The 20,355-nt window shown below is 64.3% G+C and carries 17 protein-coding genes; 7 read left to right on the forward strand and 10 right to left on the reverse strand.

Annotation, left to right across the window (positions count from 1 at the left end):
- Positions 1–228: 228 nt before the first annotated feature.
- The 5 genes from QZ648_RS19265 to QZ648_RS19285 all read left to right on the forward strand — a co-directional run bounded on the left by QZ648_RS19265 (position 229) and on the right by QZ648_RS19285 (position 7,576).
- The gene (locus tag QZ648_RS19265; RefSeq protein WP_291998000.1) at positions 229–2,613 is read left to right on the forward strand and encodes a penicillin acylase family protein; all 2,385 of its coding nucleotides are present in this window, start codon (positions 229–231) and stop codon (positions 2,611–2,613) included.
- On the forward strand, positions 2,610–4,127 hold the full coding sequence (locus QZ648_RS19270) for an amino acid racemase (RefSeq protein ID WP_291998001.1): 1,518 nt from the start codon (positions 2,610–2,612) through the stop codon (positions 4,125–4,127). Before QZ648_RS19265 ends, QZ648_RS19270 begins: the two co-directional genes overlap by 4 nt.
- A gap of 142 nt (positions 4,128–4,269) precedes the next feature.
- Positions 4,270–5,145: a putative selenate ABC transporter substrate-binding protein gene (locus tag QZ648_RS19275; protein ID WP_291998002.1), complete on the forward strand. Its 876-nt coding sequence runs from the start codon at positions 4,270–4,272 to the stop codon at positions 5,143–5,145.
- A 5-nt stretch (positions 5,146–5,150) separates the two neighbouring features.
- The gene (locus QZ648_RS19280; RefSeq protein WP_169066068.1) at positions 5,151–5,963 is read left to right on the forward strand and encodes an ATP-binding cassette domain-containing protein; all 813 of its coding nucleotides are present in this window, start codon (positions 5,151–5,153) and stop codon (positions 5,961–5,963) included.
- Positions 5,960–7,576: an ABC transporter permease subunit gene (locus QZ648_RS19285; protein ID WP_291998003.1), complete on the forward strand. Its 1,617-nt coding sequence runs from the start codon at positions 5,960–5,962 to the stop codon at positions 7,574–7,576. The genes QZ648_RS19280 and QZ648_RS19285 overlap by 4 nt, the downstream gene beginning before the upstream one ends.
- 73 nt (positions 7,577–7,649) lie before the next feature.
- Here the strand turns inward: QZ648_RS19285 and QZ648_RS19290 are convergent, their stop codons facing one another.
- Positions 7,650–8,309, reverse strand: coding sequence for a peroxiredoxin (locus QZ648_RS19290; RefSeq protein WP_169066067.1), 660 nt, complete (start codon positions 8,307–8,309; stop codon positions 7,650–7,652).
- A gap of 90 nt (positions 8,310–8,399) precedes the next feature.
- Positions 8,400–9,440, reverse strand: a complete 1,041-nt coding sequence (locus QZ648_RS19295) for an MBL fold metallo-hydrolase (RefSeq protein WP_291998004.1) — start codon at positions 9,438–9,440, stop codon at positions 8,400–8,402.
- Positions 9,441–9,635: 195 nt separating this feature from the next.
- On the opposite strand from QZ648_RS19295, the gene QZ648_RS19300 reads away from it, so the two are divergent.
- Complete coding sequence (locus QZ648_RS19300) at positions 9,636–11,162, forward strand: nodulation protein NfeD (RefSeq protein ID WP_366144199.1); 1,527 nt, start codon at positions 9,636–9,638, stop codon at positions 11,160–11,162.
- Complete coding sequence (locus tag QZ648_RS19305; RefSeq protein ID WP_169066064.1) at positions 11,159–11,968, forward strand: slipin family protein; 810 nt, start codon at positions 11,159–11,161, stop codon at positions 11,966–11,968. Before QZ648_RS19300 ends, QZ648_RS19305 begins: the two co-directional genes overlap by 4 nt.
- 76 nt (positions 11,969–12,044) lie before the next feature.
- On the opposite strand, the gene QZ648_RS19310 is transcribed toward QZ648_RS19305, so the two are convergent.
- From QZ648_RS19310 to gcvP, 8 genes are all read right to left on the reverse strand, one after another.
- A complete protein-coding gene (locus tag QZ648_RS19310; protein WP_169066122.1) occupies positions 12,045–12,851 on the reverse strand; it encodes an alpha/beta hydrolase in 807 nt (268 codons plus the stop codon).
- 88 nt (positions 12,852–12,939) lie between these two features.
- Entirely contained in the window at positions 12,940–13,941 is a 1,002-nt protein-coding gene (gene clpX, locus QZ648_RS19315) for an ATP-dependent Clp protease ATP-binding subunit ClpX (protein WP_291998005.1), read from the reverse strand.
- Positions 13,942–14,032: 91 nt separating this feature from the next.
- Positions 14,033–15,229: a multidrug effflux MFS transporter gene (locus QZ648_RS19320; RefSeq protein ID WP_291998006.1), complete on the reverse strand. Its 1,197-nt coding sequence runs from the start codon at positions 15,227–15,229 to the stop codon at positions 14,033–14,035.
- Positions 15,230–15,251: 22 nt separating this feature from the next.
- Complete coding sequence (locus QZ648_RS19325; protein ID WP_291998007.1) at positions 15,252–16,061, reverse strand: ferritin-like domain-containing protein; 810 nt, start codon at positions 16,059–16,061, stop codon at positions 15,252–15,254.
- On the reverse strand, positions 16,058–16,657 hold the full coding sequence (locus QZ648_RS19330; protein WP_291998008.1) for a DUF2946 family protein: 600 nt from the start codon (positions 16,655–16,657) through the stop codon (positions 16,058–16,060). Before QZ648_RS19330 ends, QZ648_RS19325 begins: the two co-directional genes overlap by 4 nt.
- Positions 16,654–17,136 carry a glutathione peroxidase gene (locus tag QZ648_RS19335; RefSeq protein ID WP_291998009.1) on the reverse strand — a complete coding sequence of 161 codons (483 nt, stop codon included), beginning with the start codon at positions 17,134–17,136 and terminating at the stop codon, positions 16,654–16,656. The genes QZ648_RS19330 and QZ648_RS19335 overlap by 4 nt, the downstream gene beginning before the upstream one ends.
- Positions 17,137–17,316: 180 nt before the next feature.
- The gene (locus QZ648_RS19340) at positions 17,317–17,910 is read right to left on the reverse strand and encodes a hypothetical protein (protein WP_291998010.1); all 594 of its coding nucleotides are present in this window, start codon (positions 17,908–17,910) and stop codon (positions 17,317–17,319) included.
- Positions 17,895–20,240 carry an aminomethyl-transferring glycine dehydrogenase gene (gene gcvP, locus QZ648_RS19345; RefSeq protein WP_291998011.1) on the reverse strand — a complete coding sequence of 782 codons (2,346 nt, stop codon included), beginning with the start codon at positions 20,238–20,240 and terminating at the stop codon, positions 17,895–17,897. The genes QZ648_RS19340 and gcvP overlap by 16 nt, the downstream gene beginning before the upstream one ends.
- Positions 20,241–20,355 lie beyond the last annotated feature (115 nt).

The raw sequence follows: 20,355 nt of genomic DNA on the forward strand, positions 1-20,355 counted from the left end.
CATGCCAAACGGCAGCAGCCGTCGGCAGTCGTCTGCAGTCGTCTGCAGTCGTCTGAATTCGTCAGAGATTGGCGGCGAGGATGAGATGCGCGCTCGCCGACTACCCGAGCATGCGCGTCAATGCGGCACTGTTCTCGCGGTGTTTTGCTAGACTGGTTTGTCGGTCGAACTCAAAGACTTCGTTCCATGCAGAAACAATCGAAGTTCTCCACTCGCGGGGTTTTGTGCATGCTCCTCCTGGCGGGGCTGCTGCTGGCTGCGTTATGCGCCTCGTGGGCCTATCGGCAACTGCGTGCCAGCTTGCCGACTCTCGATGGCGTAGTGGCGCTAGCCGAACTGGATGAGGAGGTCAGCGTCACGCGCGACGAAGTGGGCATGGTGACCCTTTCCGCGAACAGCCGTCCCGCCGTGGCCAGGGCGATGGGCTTCGTGCACGCGCAGGAGCGATTTTTCCAGATGGATTTGATGCGCCGTCAGGCGGCCGGCGAGTTGTCGGCGTTGTTTGGCGGCATGGCGCTGGCGGCCGACAAGGGCGTTCGTATTCATCAACTGCGTACGCGGGCACGCGCCATCGTTGCCGGGCTTGCCAGCGACGAGTCGGAGATTCTGTTGGCCTATGTGGCGGGTGTGAACGAGGGCCTGCATCGCCTCGCTTCCAAGCCGTTCGAATACTGGGTGCTGCGCGCAGAGCCCGTCGACTGGACGGCCGAGGACACGATACTGACGGCGTACTCGATGTACCTGGTCCTGCAGCCGTCCACAGCCGAGAAGAAGCTGACCCGGCTGAACGTGAAGGAACGGGTTCCCGGGTCGCTTTATGCTTTCGTGCGCGGCAAAGGCAGCGAGTGGGACGCGCCACTATGGGGTGAGCCGCTGCTGCCGCCTGCCATTCCGGAGGCGTCCAGCCTGGGGAACTGGTCCGCAAAGCTGGAACTGCCGCTGAAAATTCGCGAGCGTCCGGATCCACCGCTGCCGGGGAGCAATAGCTGGGCTGTGTCGGGTGACTTGAGCGATAACGGTGCGGCGATTCTGCAGAATGACATGCACTTGAAGTTGCGGGTGCCGAACATCTGGTTTCGTATTCAGATTCGCTATGGGGAAGATGAGCAGTTGCGGAAGCGCTACGCGCATCGGGTGACCGGTGTTTCCTTGCCAGGGGTGCCGCTTGTCGTCGCCGGCAGCAACGGAAAGATCGCCTGGGGCTACACCAATAGCTACGGCGACTTCAGCGACGTGATTGTCCTTGAGCAGGAGAGTCCTGGAAGCTACCTGACTGCGCACGGCGAAGTGCCCCTGGAAACGGTTTACGAAACCATCGACGTCAAAGGCGAGCCCGCGCAGCGGGTGGCTATTGAAAAGACGATCTGGGGGCCGGTTGCCCAGAGCGGCGCGGATGGTCGAAAGTTCGTGCTCAAATGGTTGGCCCATGACGTCACGCAAGCCGTCAATTTGGGCATTCTTGGCCTGGAGAGAACGGAGAATGTCGTCGAGGCGATCGGCGTTGCCAAGAAGGCACGCCTGCCGTCGCAAAACATCCTGCTGGTCGACAGCGGCGGCAATCTGGCATGGACGATCATTGGCGCCATTCCCGAGCGCGTCGGGTGTGATGGTGACGAACCGGTCAGCTTCGCGGACGGATCGTGTTCGTGGCAAGGCTACCTGGCCGCGGATGAATACCCGCTGCTGATGAATCCGGCCGACGGCCGCTTATGGACCGCAAACAACCGCGTTGCCTCGGGCGAGATGCTCAGGCGCATCGGCAACGCTGGCTATGACCTCGGCGCGCGCGCCAAACAAATCCGTGATGCCTTGTTCGCCCGTGATTCCTTCGCTGAAGGCGATTTTCTGGCCATCGCTCTCGATGATCGCGGTTTGTTGCTGGAGCGCTGGAAAGCTCATCTGGAACAGTTGCTGGCCGACGAAGGCGATACGCAGGACGACGTGGCGAAGGCTTTGCTCGTTCAATTGCGCTCCGAAAAGGAGTTGCGGGCGCACCGTGATTCAGTGGCCTACCGCGTCGTCAGGGCTTATCGCTACCTGTTGCGTGACACGCTGTTCATGGCCTGGCTGGCGGCGGCCTATGAAGTGCAACCCGATCTCCAGATCGGATCGCTGTCGAACCAGTGGGAGGGCGTGCTGTGGGAAGTGATCCAGAAAAAGCCCGCTCACCTCTTGCCGGCACCGTTTGCTTCGTGGCGCGAGTTCGAGCGCGAGGTCTTGAAAACGAGCTTGCATTCCCTGGGCATCGACAGCCAGGAACGGCTGGCGCAGGCCACCTGGGGAGCGCGCAATAGGGCGGCGATTCAGCACCCGCTGAGTCAGTTCATTCCACCGCTCGGGAGATTCCTCGACGCGCCGATTGAAGCCATCGATGGCGATGTGAACATGCCGCGAGTCGCCGGGCCTTCGTTTGGCTCCTCGGAACGTATGGTTGTTTCTCCCGGCCATGAAGAGCGCGCGATTTTTCATATGCCGGGGGGGCAAAGCGGGCACCCGCTTTCGCCCTATTACCTGGCCGGCCATGAAGCATGGGTGAAAGGCGAAGCGACGCCATTTCTACCACAAGTGGCGCAACATGAATTGAAGCTCGTTCCAGAAGTCAGGCCACGATGAGCAAGAAGCCATTCGCGGCGACCCATGCCGGCAAGGCCCCGGGCAAGCACAGATACGGGGTAGTCGGCGGCCTCGGCGTCATTGCCGGCGCCGACCTGCTGCTGAAAATGATCGGCGCGGCGCAGCGGCGGCCGGAAATGCGTGACGTTGGCATTGCTTTTGAACAGCGTCACTTCGACAGTGGGCCGAGCATTGCCGACGAGAGCTACAATCCGAGCCGACGCAAGTTCTACGTCTATGACACCCTCAAGGAGATGGAGGCGCGCGGCATCGATACCGCCCTGGTGCCCTGCTTCGTGTCGCATACCTTCCTGCGCGAGATCACGCCGGAACTCGACATACGCGTGATCAGCCTCTTCGATGCCTTGCGCGACTGGCTGGCGCGCGAGCATCCGGCGCTGCGCACGATCGGCGTATTGACCTCGACCTATGTGCAGAAGTCAGGGATCTTCGAGCGCGAGTTGGGCGCCCGGTACGCGATCGTTTATCCGGATGCGGCCGTTCAGTCCGACAAGCTGATGCGCGCTATCTATGGTCCCAGCGGCATCAGGGCCGGGCACCACGGTGGCGAGTGTGTCGAACTGCTGGCTGAGGCGTGCCACTGCCTGGTCACCAGGGGCGCGCAGCTTATCGTTCCCGGTCTGTCCGAAGTGCCGGTGCTGATCGACTCCCTGCGCTCGCTGGTGGCCGTTCCGGTCGTTGATTCCAATCTCGTCTATGCCGAGTATGCGCTGGGCTGCGAAGCGGCGCCGCCGCGGCGCGAGTTCAAGCTCGGCGTCGTCGGTGGCGTCGGGCCGGCAGCGACGGTCGATTTCATGCACAAAGTCGTGCGCCTGACCGACGCTGCGCGCGATCAGGATCACATCAAGATGATGGTCGAGCAGAATCCGCAGATTCCCGATCGAACCGCCAACTTGATCGGTAGCGGCGCCGATCCGACCATCGCCCTGCTCGCTACTTGCAAGCAGCTCGAAGCGGGGGGCGCGCACGCGGTGGCCATTCCCTGCAACACGGCGCACGCCTTCGTCGACCGCATCCAGCCCTATCTCAGCATTCCCATCGTAAATATGTTGTCCGAAGTGGTGCAGCATATCCGCGCGCAGATGCCCGCCGTCAGTCGAGTCGGGCTGCTGGCCACCTCGGGGACGGTGGCCAGCGGCGTTTATCGCGAAGTCGCCGAAGCGGCAGGCTTGCAACTGCTCGTTCCCGACGCAGCCGTGCAGGAGCTGATCATGCAGGCGATCTACGGCGAGCGGGGAGTCAAGGCCGGATTCACTTCCGGCTTGTGCAGCGAGCATCTGGCGACCGCTATTCGCCACCTCGCCGAGCAGGGCGCCGAAGTGATCATTCTTGGCTGTACCGAGCTGCCGCTGATCGCCATCGACGTCGCCGTCGGTCAAGCAGTTGCTCTGCTCGACCCCACCGAAATCCTGGCCGCCCGCTGCGTGGCACTTGCTTCCGAGTTCGCCGCGGTACCTCGTCACGACAGCGGCAAAATGCCCCCGCTTGCTTGATTGATCGGCTGGGCCCGGCTATAGTCCGCCCGCGGTCTGGGTACCGCTTCGATTCTTGCTAGCGGCCGCCGCGTTTCGACGCCTGGCCGCGTTTAGGCTGCGGCCCACTCCGTGCCGTGGCCGGTCTTTACAGGGAGTTCTCATGGTCTACTTCTCGCGCCGTCTGGCGCTCAAGGGCGCGCTTGTCTGTGCGCTCGCCAGCACTTTCTTCCCTCCCGCGGTGGCTGCTGACGCTGACACTGTGCTGCGCGTTTCGGCCATTCCTGACGAGGCGCCGACCGAACTGCAGCGCAAGTTCGCGCCGCTCGGCAAGTATCTCGAGAAAGAAGTGGGGATGAAAGTGTCCTTCGTTCCGGTCTCCGACTATGCAGCGGTTGTCGAAGCGCTGGCCAGCGACAAGCTCGATCTGGCGTGGCTCGGTGGCTTTACCTATGTGCAGGCCAACATTCGCACCCAGGGCACTGCCATCCCGCTGGTTCAGCGCGAGGAAGATGCCCGCTTCACCTCCAAGTTCATTACTGCCGACCCGAACATCAAGAGCCTGGCTGACACCAGGGGCAAGGTCTTCGCCTTTGGCTCGCCGTCGTCGACCTCGGGTCACCTGATGCCGCGCTACTTCCTGATGGAGGAGGGTATCAACGCCGACAGCGACTTCAAGAACGTCGCCTTTTCCGGCGCTCACGATGCCACGGTGGCTTTCGTCGCTTCGGGCAAGGCCGACGCCGGGGTGCTCAATGCCTCGGTCTGGGCCAAGCTGGTCGAGCAGAAGAAAGTCGATGAGAAAGTCCGCGTGATTGCCACGACGCCGCCTTATTTCGACTACAACTGGACCGTGCGCGGCGATCTCGATCCGCTGCTGATCAAGAAGATCGAGGCCGCTTTCCTGAAGCTCGACGCCGGCAATCCGGAGCACGCCGAGATCCTGTCTCTGCAAAGGGCCACGAAATTCATCCCGACGAAGAAAGAGAACTACGCCGGGATCGAGCAGGCGGCGAAGGCGGCTGGCCTGCTGAAGTAGGCCGCTTGTTTCGTCTGCATGACGTCGAGCTGACGCACGGCAACGGCTTTGTCGCGCTGCGCGACATTTCCCTGGCGGTGCAGGCCGGCGAACAGCTGGCCATCGTCGGTCCTTCGGGAGCCGGCAAGACGACGCTTCTGCGTCTGATCAGCGCCGCCTTGCGCCCGAGCAAGGGGCGCATCGATGTGCTCGGTGGCGATCCCTGGGCGCTGTCGGCGGCCGCGCTGCGCTGCTTGCGCGCGCGCATCGGTGTGGCGCATCAGGCGCCGCCGCTGCCGCCGCGCCAGCGGCTGGTGACCGCTGTTCTCGCCGGTCGCCTGGGGCAGTGGCCGTGGTGGAAGGGAATCGCTTCGCTGGCCTATCCGGTCGATATCGCCGGAGCGCGCGCGGCGCTGGCGCGGCTCGAGCTCGGCGAGCGGGTTTTCGATCGCTGCGACCGGCTCTCCGGCGGTCAGCTGCAGCGGGTCGGCATTGCCCGTGTGCTCTATCAGCAAGCGCAGCTGGTCCTCGCCGACGAGCCGGTTTCCGCGCTCGACCCGGCCTTGGCACTGCAGACCATCCAGGTGCTGAGCAGTGATGCCGCGGCGCGCGGAGCGACGCTGGTCGCCAGTCTGCACGCCGTCGACCTGGCGCTGGCGTGTTTTCCGCGCATCGTCGGCATGCGCGCGGGGCGGATTGCTTTTGATCTGCCGGTCGGCGCGGTCGACGAAGCGCTGTTGAGCGAGCTCTACGCGACCGAAGGTGGCGGCTTGCCGCTGCTCGCCAGCGAGCCGCCCTTGCCAGCCGGCGCGCCACGGCGCGGCACCTGCTGGCGGTGAAACACCCGCGCGACCCGGCAGCGCCCGGGCGGGCCGCCGCTCTGCTGCTGGCGATCGTCGTTCTCTGGCCGCTGGGGGTCATCGGCGAATTTCGTCCGTGGGCGCTTTTCGAAGCCCATCACCTGCGTGTGATGGGTGGCTTTCTGGCAGCTTTTCTGCCGCCCGCAAGCAGTGGCGAGTTTCTCGCCTATCTCGGCCGTGCGACGCTCGAGACGCTGGCGATTGCCACCGCCGGCATGGCGCTGGCTTTCGTCCTCGCCGTGCCGCTGGCCATGGCCACGACGCAGGCCTTGTCGGTTTCACGCATCGGTCCGGGATCGGGGCGCCGCCGTGCCGAGTGGTCGCGGGCGCTCTTGCGGATGCTTCTGGTGGTGTTGCGTGGCCTACCCGAGCTGGTCTGGGCTTTGCTTTTCGTGCGTGTCTTTGGCCTTGGCCCGGCGGCCGGCGTCCTGGCGCTTGGCCTGACCTACGGCGGCATGCTGGCCAAAGTCTATGCCGAAATTCTCGAATCAGGCGACAGCCGGCCGGCACGGGCATTGCTCGAAGCCGGTAGCAGCCGCTTGCAGGCCCTGTGCTACGGTCTGCTTCCCGGTGCCGCGCAGGAGCTGACTTCCTACACCGTCTATCGCTGGGAATGCGCGGTGCGCGCTTCGGTGGTGATGGGCTTTGTCGGCGCCGGTGGCCTCGGCCAGCTGATGGACCAGTCGATGCGCATGCTCAATGGCGGCGAAGCGGCGACCATCCTGCTCACTTTCCTGCTCCTGGTGCTGGCTGCCGACGCGCTCTCGGGTCTGTTGCGTCGGCAGCTCGGCGAGGCCACTGGGCGCGCCGTCGCTGCGGCCTTCGGCACACGGACGCTGCTGTGGTTGCTGCTCCTCGGCAGTGCGCTGGCGGCCAGCTACGTCTGGCTTGATCTGGGCTTTGCCGCCTTGCTGACGGGCGCGGCGCTGGCGTCGATGGCCGACTACTTCGGTGCTTTCTTCCCGCTCGATCTTTCGCCTGTCTGGTTGGTGAAGGTGGCCTGGGGGTCACTGGAGACGGTGGCCATTTCCGCTCTCGGGACGCTGCTCGCCGCGCTGGCTGGCCTGCTGCTGGCCTTGCCGGCGTCGGGGCGCTACGGGCAGGCATGCGCGCAGCTGACGCGCTTTCTACTCAACGCGCTGCGCTCGGTGCCGGAATTGGTGTGGGCGACCTTGATGGCCCTGGCTGCCGGCCTTGGGCCGTTTGCCGGCATTCTGGCACTGGCGCTGCATACCAGTGGTGTGCTCGGGCGCCTTTTCGCCGAGGCTTTGCAGAACGCGCCGCCGCGGCCTCGCGACGCGCTGCTCGAAGCCGGGGCGCCGGCCGCCGCCGCTTTTCTCTACGGCACCTTGCCGGAAGTCTCGTCGCAGCTCATCGCCTATTCGCTCTACCGCTGGGAAATGAATATCCGCATGGCGGCGATTCTCGGCTTCGTCGGCGCCGGTGGCCTTGGGCAGCTACTCTATGTCGAGCTGTCGCTATTTCATTACGAGCAGGCGAGTACGGTGATCGCCGCCATGCTCCTGCTTTCGGTTGCTGTCGACGCGGGCAGCGCGTGGCTGCGCCGCTGGCTGGCTGCGCCAGGCGGCTGAAGGCTTTGCTGGTGCTGGCTGGCGGCGCGGGCGTGCTTGATGCCTTCCCGGCCGCCGCCGTGCAAGCGACTGACTACTCGGGCTGGGTGATGACGCGCAGGTAGGGTTTGAGCGTTTTCCAGCCGTTTGGATACTTGGCCTTGGCGGCTTCGTCCGAAACCGAGGTCGGGATGATCACGTCATCACCCGGTCGCCAGTTCACCGGCGTGGCCACCGCGTGCCTGGCGTTGAGCTGGATCGCATCGAGCGCGCGCAGGACCTCGGAAAAATTGCGTCCGGCGCTCATCGGATAGGTCATCGTCAGTTTTATTTTCTTGTCCGGGCCGATCAGGAACACCGAGCGTACGGTTGCGTTATCGACCGCTGTGCGCTCGGCCGCCTTGCCGCTGGCGTTAGGGTGGATCATGTCGTAGAGCTTGGCGACGACCAGATCGGTATCGCCGATCAGCGGATAGTTCAGTGCCGTGCCCTGCGTTTCTTCGATGTCGCCGGCCCAGCGCAGGTGGTCGTCCACGCTGTCGATCGACAGCCCGATGACCTTGGTGTTACGGTTGTCGAAATCCGGCTTGAGGCGGGCGAGGTAGCCCAGCTCGGTGGTACAGACCGGCGTGAAGTCCTTGGGGTGGGAAAAGAGGATGGCCCAGCTATCGCCGATCCATTCGTGAAAATGAATCGTGCCTTCGGTGGTCTGGGCAGTGAAGTCCGGCGCTTCGTCGCCGATGTGCAGTCCCATCGTTTGCTCCTTATATATGGTGCGTGGGGAAAGGGGAAAACGGCAGAAGCCGTCACTGGACGCATTGCTGAATTACGTACGCCAGTTGACCTAGGGTTCTTGTCCCGAGTTCAACGGATACGCCGCCGCTCGCCAGGCCTTCATACCGCCGTCGAGGGCTACCACGTGCGGAAAGCCCATCTCGCGCAGGGTGGCTGCGGCCAGGGTCGATACCTGCCCCAGCTCGCAGCAGGTGAGAATGCGCCGCGTCGGGTCTGGCAGCTCCTGGTTGACGCGCAACTCGATCTGACCGCGTGGCAGCAGGCGCGCGCCGGGAACATGGCCGCTTTCGTAAGCGTCGCGCTCACGCACATCGAGGACGATCAAGTCCTGGTCACCGGCTTCGACGCGCGCCTTGAGCTCGGCGAGCGAGATGAACGGTACTCTGGCTGCGGCCTCGGCGAGCAACTGCGCGACCGACTTCCCACCGCTCATATTGGTACGCAGTGCCTCGGTGACATGCGTCGGCATCGACAGGTTGAGCTCGCGCATCATGTCGACGAAAGCGGCGCGGTCGCGCTTCTGCAGGCGCGGGTTGCTGGCGATCTCCTCGCCGATGGTCGAGCTTTGCCGGCCCTTGTAGTCGTGCGCCGGGAAGACTCTAAGGCTGGGGTCGAGTTTCAGAAGGCGCTGAAAGAGGCTGTCGTAGAGAGCCTCCGGATTGCCACTCGGCAGGTCGGTGCGGCCGGTTCCACCGATCAGCAGGGTGTCGCCGGTGAACACGCTGTCCTCGATCTGCAGACACATCGAGTCGCTGGTGTGGCCGGGCGTGTGCATCACCTGCAAGCGCAGCCGCCCGAGCATCAGCATCTCACCATCGCCGATGCGCATGTCCACGAAGGGCGCGGCGCTCGTTCGGTACATCACGACCGGCATGGCCAACTTCCGTGCCAGCTGCCGGGTTGCCGAGAAATGGTCGGCGTGGGTATGGGTGTCGATCAGGTAACGGATGCGCAAGCCATCACGCGCGGCGAGCGCGAGGTAATGGTCGATCTGGCTGATTTCCGGATCGATCAGCGCTGCCGTGCTGGTCTCCTCGCAGCCGATCAAATAGGACTGGCAGCCGCCAGTGGCGATTTGTTCGAGAATCATTGCCGCATCCTCCTCTATCACTAAGAGAATCGTCGCCGCCACGCGAGGCCGGGCAGCGCCAGGTCGCTTGGCTTTTGCGATGGTAGCGCAAGTTTGGCGATGTTCGCGTCGGTGGAAAAAAGAAAGCGCAGATGACCTGCCTGGGCTATTTTGAGGTGTGTTCGACTCCGCTATTTCCAATTGAAGGGGGAACAGATGAACGCGCTGTTCAGTGGTCCAGAAAGGTGGCGGTCCATTGCTGGCAAGTACGGGCAGCCGCCGCGTTTGGCCCGCTGCTTGCTCGCTTTGCTGGCGCTGCTCTTGGCAATGTGGGGCGTGCCGGGTGCGCTTCGCGCCGCGACGAGTGTGCCAGCGAGTGCGCCTGCAATCGTGCTCACCGTGCAGGACGCAATCGGTCCGGCCAGCGCCGACTATGTTGTGCGCAGCCTGCGGCGTGCGCAAGACGAGGGGGCGCCGCTGGTCGTTTTGCGGATCGATACGCCGGGCGGACTGGATAGCGCGATGCGCCAGATCGTCCAGGCCATTCTCGCCTCGCCGGTGCCGGTGGTTTCCTACGTCAGCCCACAGGGCGCACGCGCGGCGAGTGCCGGCACCTACATCCTCTATGCCAGTCACCTGGCGGCGATGTCGCCGGCGACGACGCTGGGCGCTGCGACGCCGGTATCGATCGGGCTGCCGGGTGCGGCGCCGAGCCGTCCGGAGTCGCCCCCGCCGTCGCCGGCGGGCGCGGCGTCCGATCCGGCTGCCGAGCCCGCCGCTAAACCCGCCACAGCTTCCGAGCCGGCTCCAGCGTCGGCGCCGTTATCGGCTGATGCGATGAAAACCAAGCAAATCAACGACGCCGCGGCGTTCATCCGCGGGCTGGCGCAGCAGCACGGTCGCAACGCCGCGTGGGCCGAGTGTGCGGTGCGCGAGGCGGTAACGCTGACGGCTTCCGAAGCTTTGCGCGAGAAGGTTATCGATGTCGTTGCCGCCGACGTGCCCGACCTGCTGAAACAGATCGACGGGCGTAGCGTGCAGATGCAGAGCGGCAAGCTGACGCTGACCACGCGCGATATGGCGACGCTGGAACTGCTGCCGGATGCCCGCCACCGCCTGCTGTCGGTGATCGCCAACCCGAGTTTCGCGCTGATCCTGATGATGATCGGCATCTACGGCCTGATTTTCGAGTTCTCGTCGCCCGGTTTCGGCGTCCCCGGTACGGTCGGTGCGATCTGCCTGCTGCTGGCGATGTTTGCGCTGCAGATGCTGCCGGTCAACTACGCCGGCCTGGCACTGATCGTGCTGGGTATCGGCTTGATGGCCGCCGAATTGTTGACGCCGACCTTTGGCGTGCTCGGGGTCGGCGGCATCGCAGCCTTCATCGCCGGTGGTCTGCTGCTCTTCGATGCCGATGTGCCGGGCATGGGCGTGCCGCTGCCGCTGCTCTTTGGCCTGGCCGCCAGTTCCGCGGCACTGGTCTTGCTTGGTGGCGGCATGGCGCTGCGCGCGCGCCGCGCGCTGGTGGTCAGTGGCCGCGAGGCGATGATCGGTAGCAATGGCGAAATCGAGTTGGTGGACGGCGACGAGGTCTGGGTACAGGTCCACGGCGAACGTTGGCGCGTGCGCGCCAGCGGCCCGCTGGCAGCAGGCCAGCGCGTGCGGGTCAGTGGCATGGACGGTCTGATCCTCGAGGTGCAGGCCAGCGACGATTCTTCCTCATCGAAAGGAGCAACGCCATGATCTTCGATCTCAATCTGGGCCTGGGTAGCGTCCTGGTACCGATGCTGCTGATTTTGCTGTTCGCCTCGCTACGCATCCTGCGCGAGTACGAGCGCGGCGTGGTTTTTCAGCTCGGCCGTTTCTGGAAAGTCAAGGGGCCGGGACTGGTGATCGTCATTCCCGGCATTCAGCAGATGGTGCGCGTCGATCTGCGGGTAGTGACCATGGACGTCGAGCCGCAGGATGTGATCTCGCGTGACAACGTTTCGGTCAAGGTCAACGCCGTCGTTTTCTTCCGCGTCGTCGACCCGCAAAAGGCGATCATCCAGGTCGAGCAGTTCCTGATGGCGACTTCGCAACTCGCGCAGACGACCTTGCGCGTCGTTCTCGGCAAACACGAACTCGACGAGATGCTGGCGGAGCGCGAGCGGCTGAATATCGACGTGCAGAAAATCCTCGACGCGCAGACCGACGCCTGGGGCGTCAAGGTCACCAACGTCGAGATCAAGCATATTGACCTCAACGAATCGATGATCCGGGCCATCGCCCGTCAGGCCGAGGCCGAGCGCGAAAGGCGCGCCAAGGTGATTCACGCCGAAGGGGAAAAACAGGCGGCGGCAGCGCTGCTCGAGGCGGCGACGACCCTCGCGCAGCGCCCGGAGGCGATGCAATTGCGCTATCTGCAGACGATGACCCAGGTCGCCGGCGACCGCGCGACCACCGTCGTGCTGCCCTTGCCGCTCGATCTGATCAATGCCTTGACAGCGAAGACGGGGCCAGTGGCGGGTGGCGCGGCGCAAGCGGTCAGGGAGGGCCCGTCTTGTTGAGTCCGCAGATTACGCAGATTACGCAGATTGGGTTGAGTTGCTTGACTCGCGCGGCGACTGTTTCTGGGCAGGGGTCTTAGCGAGTGCTTGTCGGCTGGGCGTCTCTGGACAACAGGAAGTCCACTGCCTCTTGCCACCAGGGGTCGTCGAGGCGAGTGAACCAGTCGTTGTGCTCGGCGCCCTCGATGACTGCCAGTCTCTTCGGTTCGCTGAGGGCAGCATAGAGTGCCTGCCCGAACTGGGGAGGGACGATGCTGTCGCGGGCGGCGATGGCGACCATGACCGGGCGCCCGAAAGTCGCCAGGTGGGCGACGCTGTCATAGCGGTCGCGCAGCAGCCACTGCACGGGCAGTAGCGGGTAGTGGTGGGCGGCGACCTGTTCGAGGCGGTCCCACGGGGTGATCAGCAGCAGGCCGGCAATCAGTTCGCGCTGCGCATCGCTGGCGGCCGCTGCCACGCCGGCGCCCAGCGATTCTCCGATGATCAGCAGCGGTCCGTCGTAGTGGCGCCGCGCCAGCGCAATCGTCTGTTCGGCGTCGGCGACCAGGCTCTTCTCGCCGAGTTCGCCGGGGCGCGGGCCGTACGCCGGATACTCGGCGAGAATGACCCGCAGGCCGAGCCGCGTCAGCACGCCGACGTAGAACTGACGGTGGCCGGCATGGCCGGCGTTGCCGTGGAAAATGATCGCCGTGGCGCGCACTGCGCCATCGGGCTCGGCGAGCAGGCCGCGGAAGTCGGACGCCGTCGGCCAGGGCGACAGGCCAGCGGACGCCCCCTCCATTTCGGCAACGCTGGCCCGCTCGGGGAAGTACAGGAGCTGGTCCTGGAACATGCTGATTCCTGCCAGGAAAATCAAAAAGGCGGCAAGCGCAAGGAAAGCCATCCGCAAAGCGGCGCGGGCGCCGCCGCGGCCTTGCCCCCGGCTGGTGCTGCGTTCGGCAGGCGGCAGCGACGAGACCACCATTGCGCGCTCACTTCCTGCCGACAAGGCGAGGGTCCTCGAACAGGGAGGCGATTTCAACCCTGGCGATTTCCGGGTGGTCGGGGACGAGGTAGAGAATCGGCGTGATCAGCTCCTCGAAAATTCCGCGCAGGCTGCGCGCGCCGGTCTTGTACTCGATGGCGATTTCGGCGATCTGTTCGAAGACTTTCGGGCCGATGCGCAGGTCGACGCCTTCGCCGCGAAAGATCTCGATGTACTGCCGGTAGATCGAGTTCTTCGGTACGCTCATGATGCGTACCAGCATCGCCTTGCTCAGCTCATGCAGGTTGGCGATCACCGGCAGACGGCCGGTGAACTCCGGGATCAGACCGAATTCGAAGAGGTCGGTAGGCTTCACCCGCTTGTTCAGCCGATCGAGGATATTCTGGTTGTCGTCGGTCGACGTGGCGATGAATCCGAAACCATGCGTCTTGGCCATGATGTTCTCGATGCCGACAAAGGCGCCACCACAGATGAACAGGACGTTGCTGGTGTCGACGTACTGGTTGTCCTTGAGCTTGACCGGAGAACCTTCCATTATTTTCAGCAGCGCGTGTTGCACGCTCTCGCCGGAGATCGCTCCCGACTGCGTGTTGGTCGCCTTCAGCTTGTCGATTTCGTCGATGAAGATGATGCCGTGCTGGGCGTTCTCGATACTGCCGTCGGCCTTGTCGAGCAGGCGCTGCAGGATCGCCTCGATTTCTTCATTGACGTATTTGGTCTGGGCCAGAGAAGTTGCGTCGGCGGTGACGAAGGGAACCTTCAACATCCTTGACAGGGTATCGCAGAGCAAGGTCTTGCCGGTTCCCGAAGGTCCGATGAGCAGCACATTGCTTTTGGCGATCGCGCCCTTGTCCTGTGCGAAAGTGGCAATCTTCCGATAGTGCGAGTAAACGGCCACGGCGAGGACCTTCTTGGCGTCTTCCTGGCCGATGACGTATTGATCGAGGTATTTGACAATCGCGCTGGGCGTGGTTTCTCTGGCTAGCAAGCGGGTGGCCCCAAAGTCGACGAAGGGTTGCGGAAGGCAACTATCTTATTCCGAAATCAGCCCTGGCGTTCGGGCAGCGCTACAGCCCTGTTCAAGCGTCGCGGCCGGGCCGGATCAGCGTCATGTAGGACAGCGGCGCGAGTGCCGTGCAGATTGCCACGCCCACTGCGAGCGCGCCGCCGCCGCCACCCGGCAGTGCGTGCCCGACGGCGACGCCGACCACTGCGGCGAGGCTCATCTGCACGAAACCCATCAGTGCCGAAGCCGACCCGACCATTGTCGGATACGGCGCCAGTGCCTTGGCAATGGCGTTCGGCATGACCAGGCCGGTGGCCACGGTACAGAAGAACATCGGCCCGAGAATGGCGGCAATGCTGCTTGCTCCCGAGAACTCCAGCGCCGCCATGCACAAGCCGGCGACAGCGCCGAGCCAGGCGCCGAAAGCGAGCAGGGTGTCGCCACCGAAACGCCGGACAAGTTTCCCGGAAGCAAGCGAGCCGAGGACATAGCCAGCGACGACCAGACCGAAGCTCATGCCGAATACCTCGGGCGTCAGCCCGTGCCTTTCGCTGAGCACGAAGGATGAAGCCGAGATGAAGGCGAAAAGCGCGCTGTAGGAAAAGGAAAAAGTCAGCACGTAGCCGAGATAGCTGCGGTTGGCGAGCAACAGGCGGAAGTTGGCGATGAGCTGGTGTGGCTGCGTTGCTCCCGGGTGTCGGTGGACATTGCTTTCTTTGAGCAGGCAGGCGACGGCGATGATCTGGGCAAGGCAAATAAGCAGCAGGATGACGAAATTCGATTGCCAACCGAAAAGTACGGTGAGAAAGCCGCCCAGCGTTGGTCCGAGCAGTGGTGCAATGGCCATCGCGCCGCCCATGTAGGCAATGATGCGCGCCGACTCGGTCGCGCCCCAGACGTCACGAACGACGGCACGGCCGAGGACCGGGCCGGCACAGGCGCCGAGGGCCTGCACGAAGCGTGCGGCAATCAGCATCTCGATGCTCTGCGCCACGATGCAGGCGATTGTTGCCAGGCCATAGACGGCCAGTCCGCCGAGGAGCAGCGGCCGGCGGCCAAAGCGATCGGAAAGCGGCCCGTAGAAAAGCTGACCAAAGGCAAAACCGACCAGGAAGACGGACAGCGTCAGTTGCACGCCGGCCGCATCGCTGCCGAACGCCCGCGCCAGGGTGGGCAGTGCCGGCAGGTAAAGGTCGGTGGACAAGGGGCCCAGGGCGACCAGCATCGTCAGCAGCACGGCCAGGCCGAAAGAGGGCGGTAGGGTCGTCACCGTCCCCACTTCTGGTGCCGCTTCATGGCGCCTGCAAGGCTGCCAGCTCCCTTTCGTCAAAGCCCGCTGCGCGGCGCGCTTCAAGGTTGAAAGGACCGCGCAGGCGGGGCGCGCGATAGCGATGCGCAAGCTCTGCGTAGCTGCTCACTGGATCCAGGCCGCGCTGCGCACAGAGCCAGCGGTACCAGCGGTTGCCGATGGCGACGTGGCCGATCTCGTCGGCGAGGATGGTCGCCAGGATCGCTGCTCCGCGCTGGTCGCCAACGCCTTGCAGCTTGTCACGAATCGGCGGCGCCGCGTCGAGGCCACGCGCTTCGAGCGTCCGCGGGACCAGCGCCAGGCGTGCCAGGAGGTCGTCGCTGGTTCTTTCGGCCATTGCCCAGAGGCCGTCGTGGGCGGGAAAGTCGCCGTAAGCGTAGCCCATCGTTTCGAGATGTTCGCGCAGCAAGCCGAAGTGGCGCGCTTCTTCGCCGGCGACGCCGATCCAGTCACGATAGAAATCGGCTGGCATGGCGGCGAAGCGCCAGACGATGTCGAGCGCCAGATTGACGGCGTTGAGCTCGATATGAGCCAGCGAATGGATCAGCGCGGCGCGCCCCTCGACGCTGGTGACCGGCCGCTTGGCGAGCTGTGCTGGTGGTACCAGCGCTGGCCGGGCACTACGGCCGGGGAGCGTTTCCGTGGCCAGGCGGCGGCTATCGGGCGCGCTGACGATCTGGGCATCGCTGACCAGCGCGGCGGCTGCGGTCAGCGCGATACGTTCGACCGCAAGGCACTTTTCGTCGGCGGTTTTCAGCAGCAAGGCGTCGAGAGCGAGTTGCCGTAGCGTCAAGGAAGAACTCCCGGCGGCGCCTCTTGCGGTGAGGCAATAAAGCCGTAGCGTTTCGGGATATCCGATCGCCGCAGCGTGCGTACCGGAAGGTGCTGCGCGTGCCAAACGAGGGTCAGCGGGCCGATGTCCGCGTTCACGCAGTCAGCTGCCTGGGCGATGGCCGCGAGCAGGGCGTCGTCGTCGGCGACTTCGCCGTTCGCCAGATACAGGCAGGGCAGCAGAGTGGGCAGGTCGCGGTCGCAGAGCAGGGCGATCCCGGCGGGGATTTCGAGCAGCAGATTGCCTTCCTCGTCGATGGCCGCGCCGCGCAGTTCGCTGACCATTTCGCCGACTTGCGTTGCGAAGCAATCCGGCGTCGCCAGGTGCAAGACCCACGGCGTGTAGTCGAGGTCGACGAAGACCCGTTGCGGGCCGTTCTGCACGAAGTAATTGCCGTCCTCGTCGTGCGCGTACTGGCGATTGAGGAAATCCTGGAGGCCGCGATGGCTGACCGCTTCACCGCGCATTCGCCAGCGACCGCGCTGGTCGAGCGATAGCCAACCATAGCAGGCCGGCACGTTCGGCCAGCGCAACATGGCGCTGAAGTCGGGCGTCACAGGAGGGCTTCAATGTCCTTGGCGATGCTTTCCGGGGCCGTCGCCGAGGCGTAGCGTTCAATCACCTCGCCCTGGCGGTTGACCAGGAATTTGGTGAAGTTCCACTTGATGCCCTCGCTGCCGAGGAGGCCGGGAGCGGCCTTTTTCAGATGTTGGTAGAGCGGGTGCGCGTGCGCGCCGTTGACCTCGATCTTGGCAAACATCGGGAAGGCGACGCCGTAGTTCTTCTGACAGAAGCTGGCGATTTCGTCGGCTTCGCCCGGTTCCTGGGCACCGAACTGGTTGCACGGAAAACCGAGCACCTCGAAGTCGCGTTGGCGATAGCGCATATAGAGATCTTCAAGGCCTTCGTATTGAGGCGTGAAGCCGCAATTGCTGGCGGTGTTGACGATCAGCAGAACCTTGCCTGCGTAGGCGCCAAGTGACTGGACGCCGCCTTCCAGGCGCTCGGCGGACAATTCATAGATGGGGGCACTCATGGTCTGTCTCCTCGGGAGGGGTAGAGGGGAGGGGAAAGTGTAGCCAGAAATCGCCGCGCGTGCGTAACCGCAGCGCTGGCGGATGCCGATAAGGCGATGCCTTCATGCAGCGCTGCAGAATGCCATTGCCGGCAGCGGACCCTTCGCGGCCATGCCTGGTTCAGAGCGCTTGGCACCACTTCAGGTCGTCGCCTCTTGGTCCTCTTCGATGGGAACGCAGGAACAGAACAGGTGGCGGTCGCCATGCACGTCGTCTACCCGATTGACGCTTGGCCAGAACTTGTTTTCGGCGACATAGGGCAGGGGCAGGACGGCTTGCTGGCGGCTGTACGGTCGCTTCCAGTCACTGTCGACGATGTCGGCCTGGGTGTGCGGCGCATTCTTGAGCGGGTTGTCGTCGATCGGCCAGTGGCCGACTTCGATCCGGCGGATTTCTTCGCGGATGGCGGTCATCGCCGCGATGAAGCGGTCGAGTTCGGCTTTCGACTCTGATTCGGTGGGCTCGACCATTATCGTTCCGGCCACCGGGAAGCTGATCGTCGGCGCGTGAAAACCATAGTCCATCAAGCGCTTGGCGATGTCGGTCTCGGAAACGCCGGTGGCCACTTTCAGCGGCCGGATGTCGAGGATGCATTCGTGCGCCACCCGACCCTGGCTGCCGGTGTACAGCACCGGGTAGTGCGGGCGCAGGCGACTGGCGATGTAGTTGGCGTTGAGAATGGCGACCTGCGTTGCGCGCGTCAGTCCACTGCCGCCCATCATGGCGATATACATCCAGGAGATTGGCAGGATCGACGCCGATCCCATGGCGCAGCCGCCACTGCCCCCTGGCCCTGGTGCGGGCCGCTGATGCTTTGCACGCTGTGGTTGGCCATGAACGGGGCCAGGTGCGCTTTGAGGCCGATCGGACCCATTCCCGGGCCGCCACCACCGTGCGGGATGCAGAAGGTCTTGTGCAGGTTCATGTGGCTGACGTCGGCGCCGATCAGCGCCGGTGACGTCAGGCCCACCTGCGCGTTGAGGTTGGCTCCGTCCATATACACCTGGCCGCCGTGGGCGTGCACGGTGGCGCAAATCTCCTGCACCGATTCCTCGAAGACGCCGTGTGTTGACGGATAGGTGATCATCAGGCAGGCGAGGGTGGCCGCGTGCTGTGCCGCTTTGGCGGCAAGGTCGGCGAGGTCAATGTTGCCCGAGTCGTCGCAATTGACCACCACCACCCGCATTCCGCACATCTGCGCGGTGGCGGGGTTGGTGCCGTGTGCCGAGCGCGGGATCAGGCAGACCTGGCGCTGGGCGTCGCCGCGGCTGGCGTGATAGCGGGCGATGGCCACGAGACCGGCGTATTCACCCTGCGCGCCTGAATTGGGCTGCATGCAGATGGCGTCGAAACCAGTGATTGCCTTGAGCCAATCTTCGAGCTCGCCAATCATTTGCAGGTAGCCTTCGGCCTGGTCGAGCGGGGCGAAGGGGTGAATGTCGGCGAATTGCGGCCAGGTGATCGGGATCATCTCGCTGCTGGCGTTGAGCTTCATGGTGCATGAGCCCAGCGAGATCATCGAGTGGTCGAGCGCCAGGTCCTTGCTCTGCAGCTTCTTCAGATAGCGCAGCATTTCGTGTTCGGTGTGGTGGGTGTTGAACACCGGATGCGTGAGGATGGCGTCACTGCGCAGGAAGGACGGCGGCAGGCTGGGGTCATCGTGTCGCAACTGCTCGTCGAGTGGGCCGAGGTCGACGTTTATGCCGGCGATCAGCTTGATCAGCAGGGCGATGTCGGCCTGCGACGTTTTTTCGTTCACCGCGATTCCGAGGATGCCGGGAGCGACCTGGCGCAGGTTGTAACCGGCATCGATGGCGGCCTTGTAGGCGCTCAGGGCGTGCCCGCCAAGGTCGACGCACAGGGTGTCGAAGAAATGCCGGGTCAGCACCTTGATGCCGGCACGCCGCAGACTCTCGGCGAGAATGGCGGTGAGCCGGTGGATGCGGCCGGCGATCGTGCGCAGCCCTTGCGGGCCGTGGTAGACGGCATACATGCCGGCGATGTTGGCCAGCAAGACTTGCGAAGTACAGATGTTGGAGTTGGCCTTCTCGCGGCGGATGTGCTGCTCGCGCGTCTGCAGCGCCATGCGCAGGGCCTTGTTGCCGCGGCTGTCGATCGAGACGCCGATGATGCGGCCGGGGATCGAACGCTTGTACTCGTCCCGGGTGGCGAAAAAGGCCGCGTGCGGGCCGCCGAATCCGAGCGGGACACCGAAGCGCTGCGAGGAGCCGAGAACGATGTCGGCTCCCATTTCCCCCGGTGAACGCAGCAGGACCAAGGCCATCAGATCCGCGGCGACGGCGACGACGTGCGCCGCGCGACTTGGCGGCGGCAATCGCTCCGCTGAGGTCGCAGACTTCCCCGAGTTCGTTCGGATACTGAAACAGGGCGCCAAGACTTCCTGTTGCGCAGCCAGGTCCGGGGTTCCCAGGACGAGGTCGAAGCCAAAGAAGGCGGCGCGCGTCTTGATGACGTCGATGGTCTGCGGGAAGCAGCCGGAGTCGACAAAGAAGCGATTGGATTTCGACTTGCTGATGCGGCGGGCCATGGCCATCGCTTCCGCTGCGGCGGTCGCTTCGTCGAGTAGCGAGGCGTTGGCGAGTTCAAGACCGCTGAGGTCGACGATCATCTGCTGGTAGTTGAGCAGCGCCTCGAGTCGGCCCTGTGCGATCTCCGCCTGGTAGGGGGTGTACGCGGTGTACCAACCGGGGTTCTCGAGGACATTGCGCAGGACGACGGCCGGGGTCAGCGTATCCGCGTAGCCAAGCCCGATCATTGCATGCTGAACACGGTTGCGCATGGCTGTCACGCGCAGAGCGGCGAGAGCTTCGTGCTCCGGACGCGGCTCGGCGAGGGCCAGCGGCGAGCGCAGGCGAATCGCTGCCGGGACCGTCTGATCGATGAGTTGCTCGAGCGTGGCGACACCGATGCTGGCCAGCATGGCCGCGATTTCACCGCCACAGGGGCCAATGTGGCGGTCGATGAAATCGTCGCGTTGTTCCAGTTCGGCGAGCGTTGGGCAGTGAGGCTGCGGTGCGGGTTGCAGTGTGGGCGTGGCGTCCATGGCGTTTTCCGGTGGCGATGGTGGCGATGCGATTTGCCTAGGCGGCGTCTACGAGTTGCTGGTAGGCGGTGGCATCGAGCACGCGTCCACGTCAGCTGGCAGCGACCGGGTGCAC

This window comes from Candidatus Accumulibacter sp. ACC012, from assembly GCF_907163155.1.
Taxonomy (GTDB): Bacteria; Pseudomonadota; Gammaproteobacteria; order Burkholderiales; family Rhodocyclaceae; genus Accumulibacter; species Accumulibacter delftensis.

What these genes read in the sequence shown, in the direction of transcription:
- QZ648_RS19300 (WP_366144199.1), top strand. Translation starts at nt 9,636, where the DNA reads ATGAACGCGCTGTTCAGTGGTCCAGAAAGGTGGCGGTCCATTGCTGGC.
- QZ648_RS19265 (WP_291998000.1), top strand. Translation starts at nt 229, where the DNA reads ATGCTCCTCCTGGCGGGGCTGCTGCTGGCTGCGTTATGCGCCTCGTGG.
- QZ648_RS19310 (WP_169066122.1), bottom strand. Translation starts at nt 12,851, where the DNA reads ATGGCTTTCCTTGCGCTTGCCGCCTTTTTGATTTTCCTGGCAGGAATC.
- gcvP (WP_291998011.1), bottom strand. Translation starts at nt 20,240, where the DNA reads ATGGACGCCACGCCCACACTGCAACCCGCACCGCAGCCTCACTGCCCA.
- QZ648_RS19270 (WP_291998001.1), top strand. Translation starts at nt 2,610, where the DNA reads ATGAGCAAGAAGCCATTCGCGGCGACCCATGCCGGCAAGGCCCCGGGC.
- QZ648_RS19340 (WP_291998010.1), bottom strand. Translation starts at nt 17,910, where the DNA reads ATGTATATCGCCATGATGGGCGGCAGTGGACTGACGCGCGCAACGCAG.
- QZ648_RS19335 (WP_291998009.1), bottom strand. Translation starts at nt 17,136, where the DNA reads ATGAGTGCCCCCATCTATGAATTGTCCGCCGAGCGCCTGGAAGGCGGC.
- QZ648_RS19295 (WP_291998004.1), bottom strand. Translation starts at nt 9,440, where the DNA reads ATGATTCTCGAACAAATCGCCACTGGCGGCTGCCAGTCCTATTTGATC.
- QZ648_RS19305 (WP_169066064.1), top strand. Translation starts at nt 11,159, where the DNA reads ATGATCTTCGATCTCAATCTGGGCCTGGGTAGCGTCCTGGTACCGATG.
- QZ648_RS19290 (WP_169066067.1), bottom strand. Translation starts at nt 8,309, where the DNA reads ATGGGACTGCACATCGGCGACGAAGCGCCGGACTTCACTGCCCAGACC.
- QZ648_RS19275 (WP_291998002.1), top strand. Translation starts at nt 4,270, where the DNA reads ATGGTCTACTTCTCGCGCCGTCTGGCGCTCAAGGGCGCGCTTGTCTGT.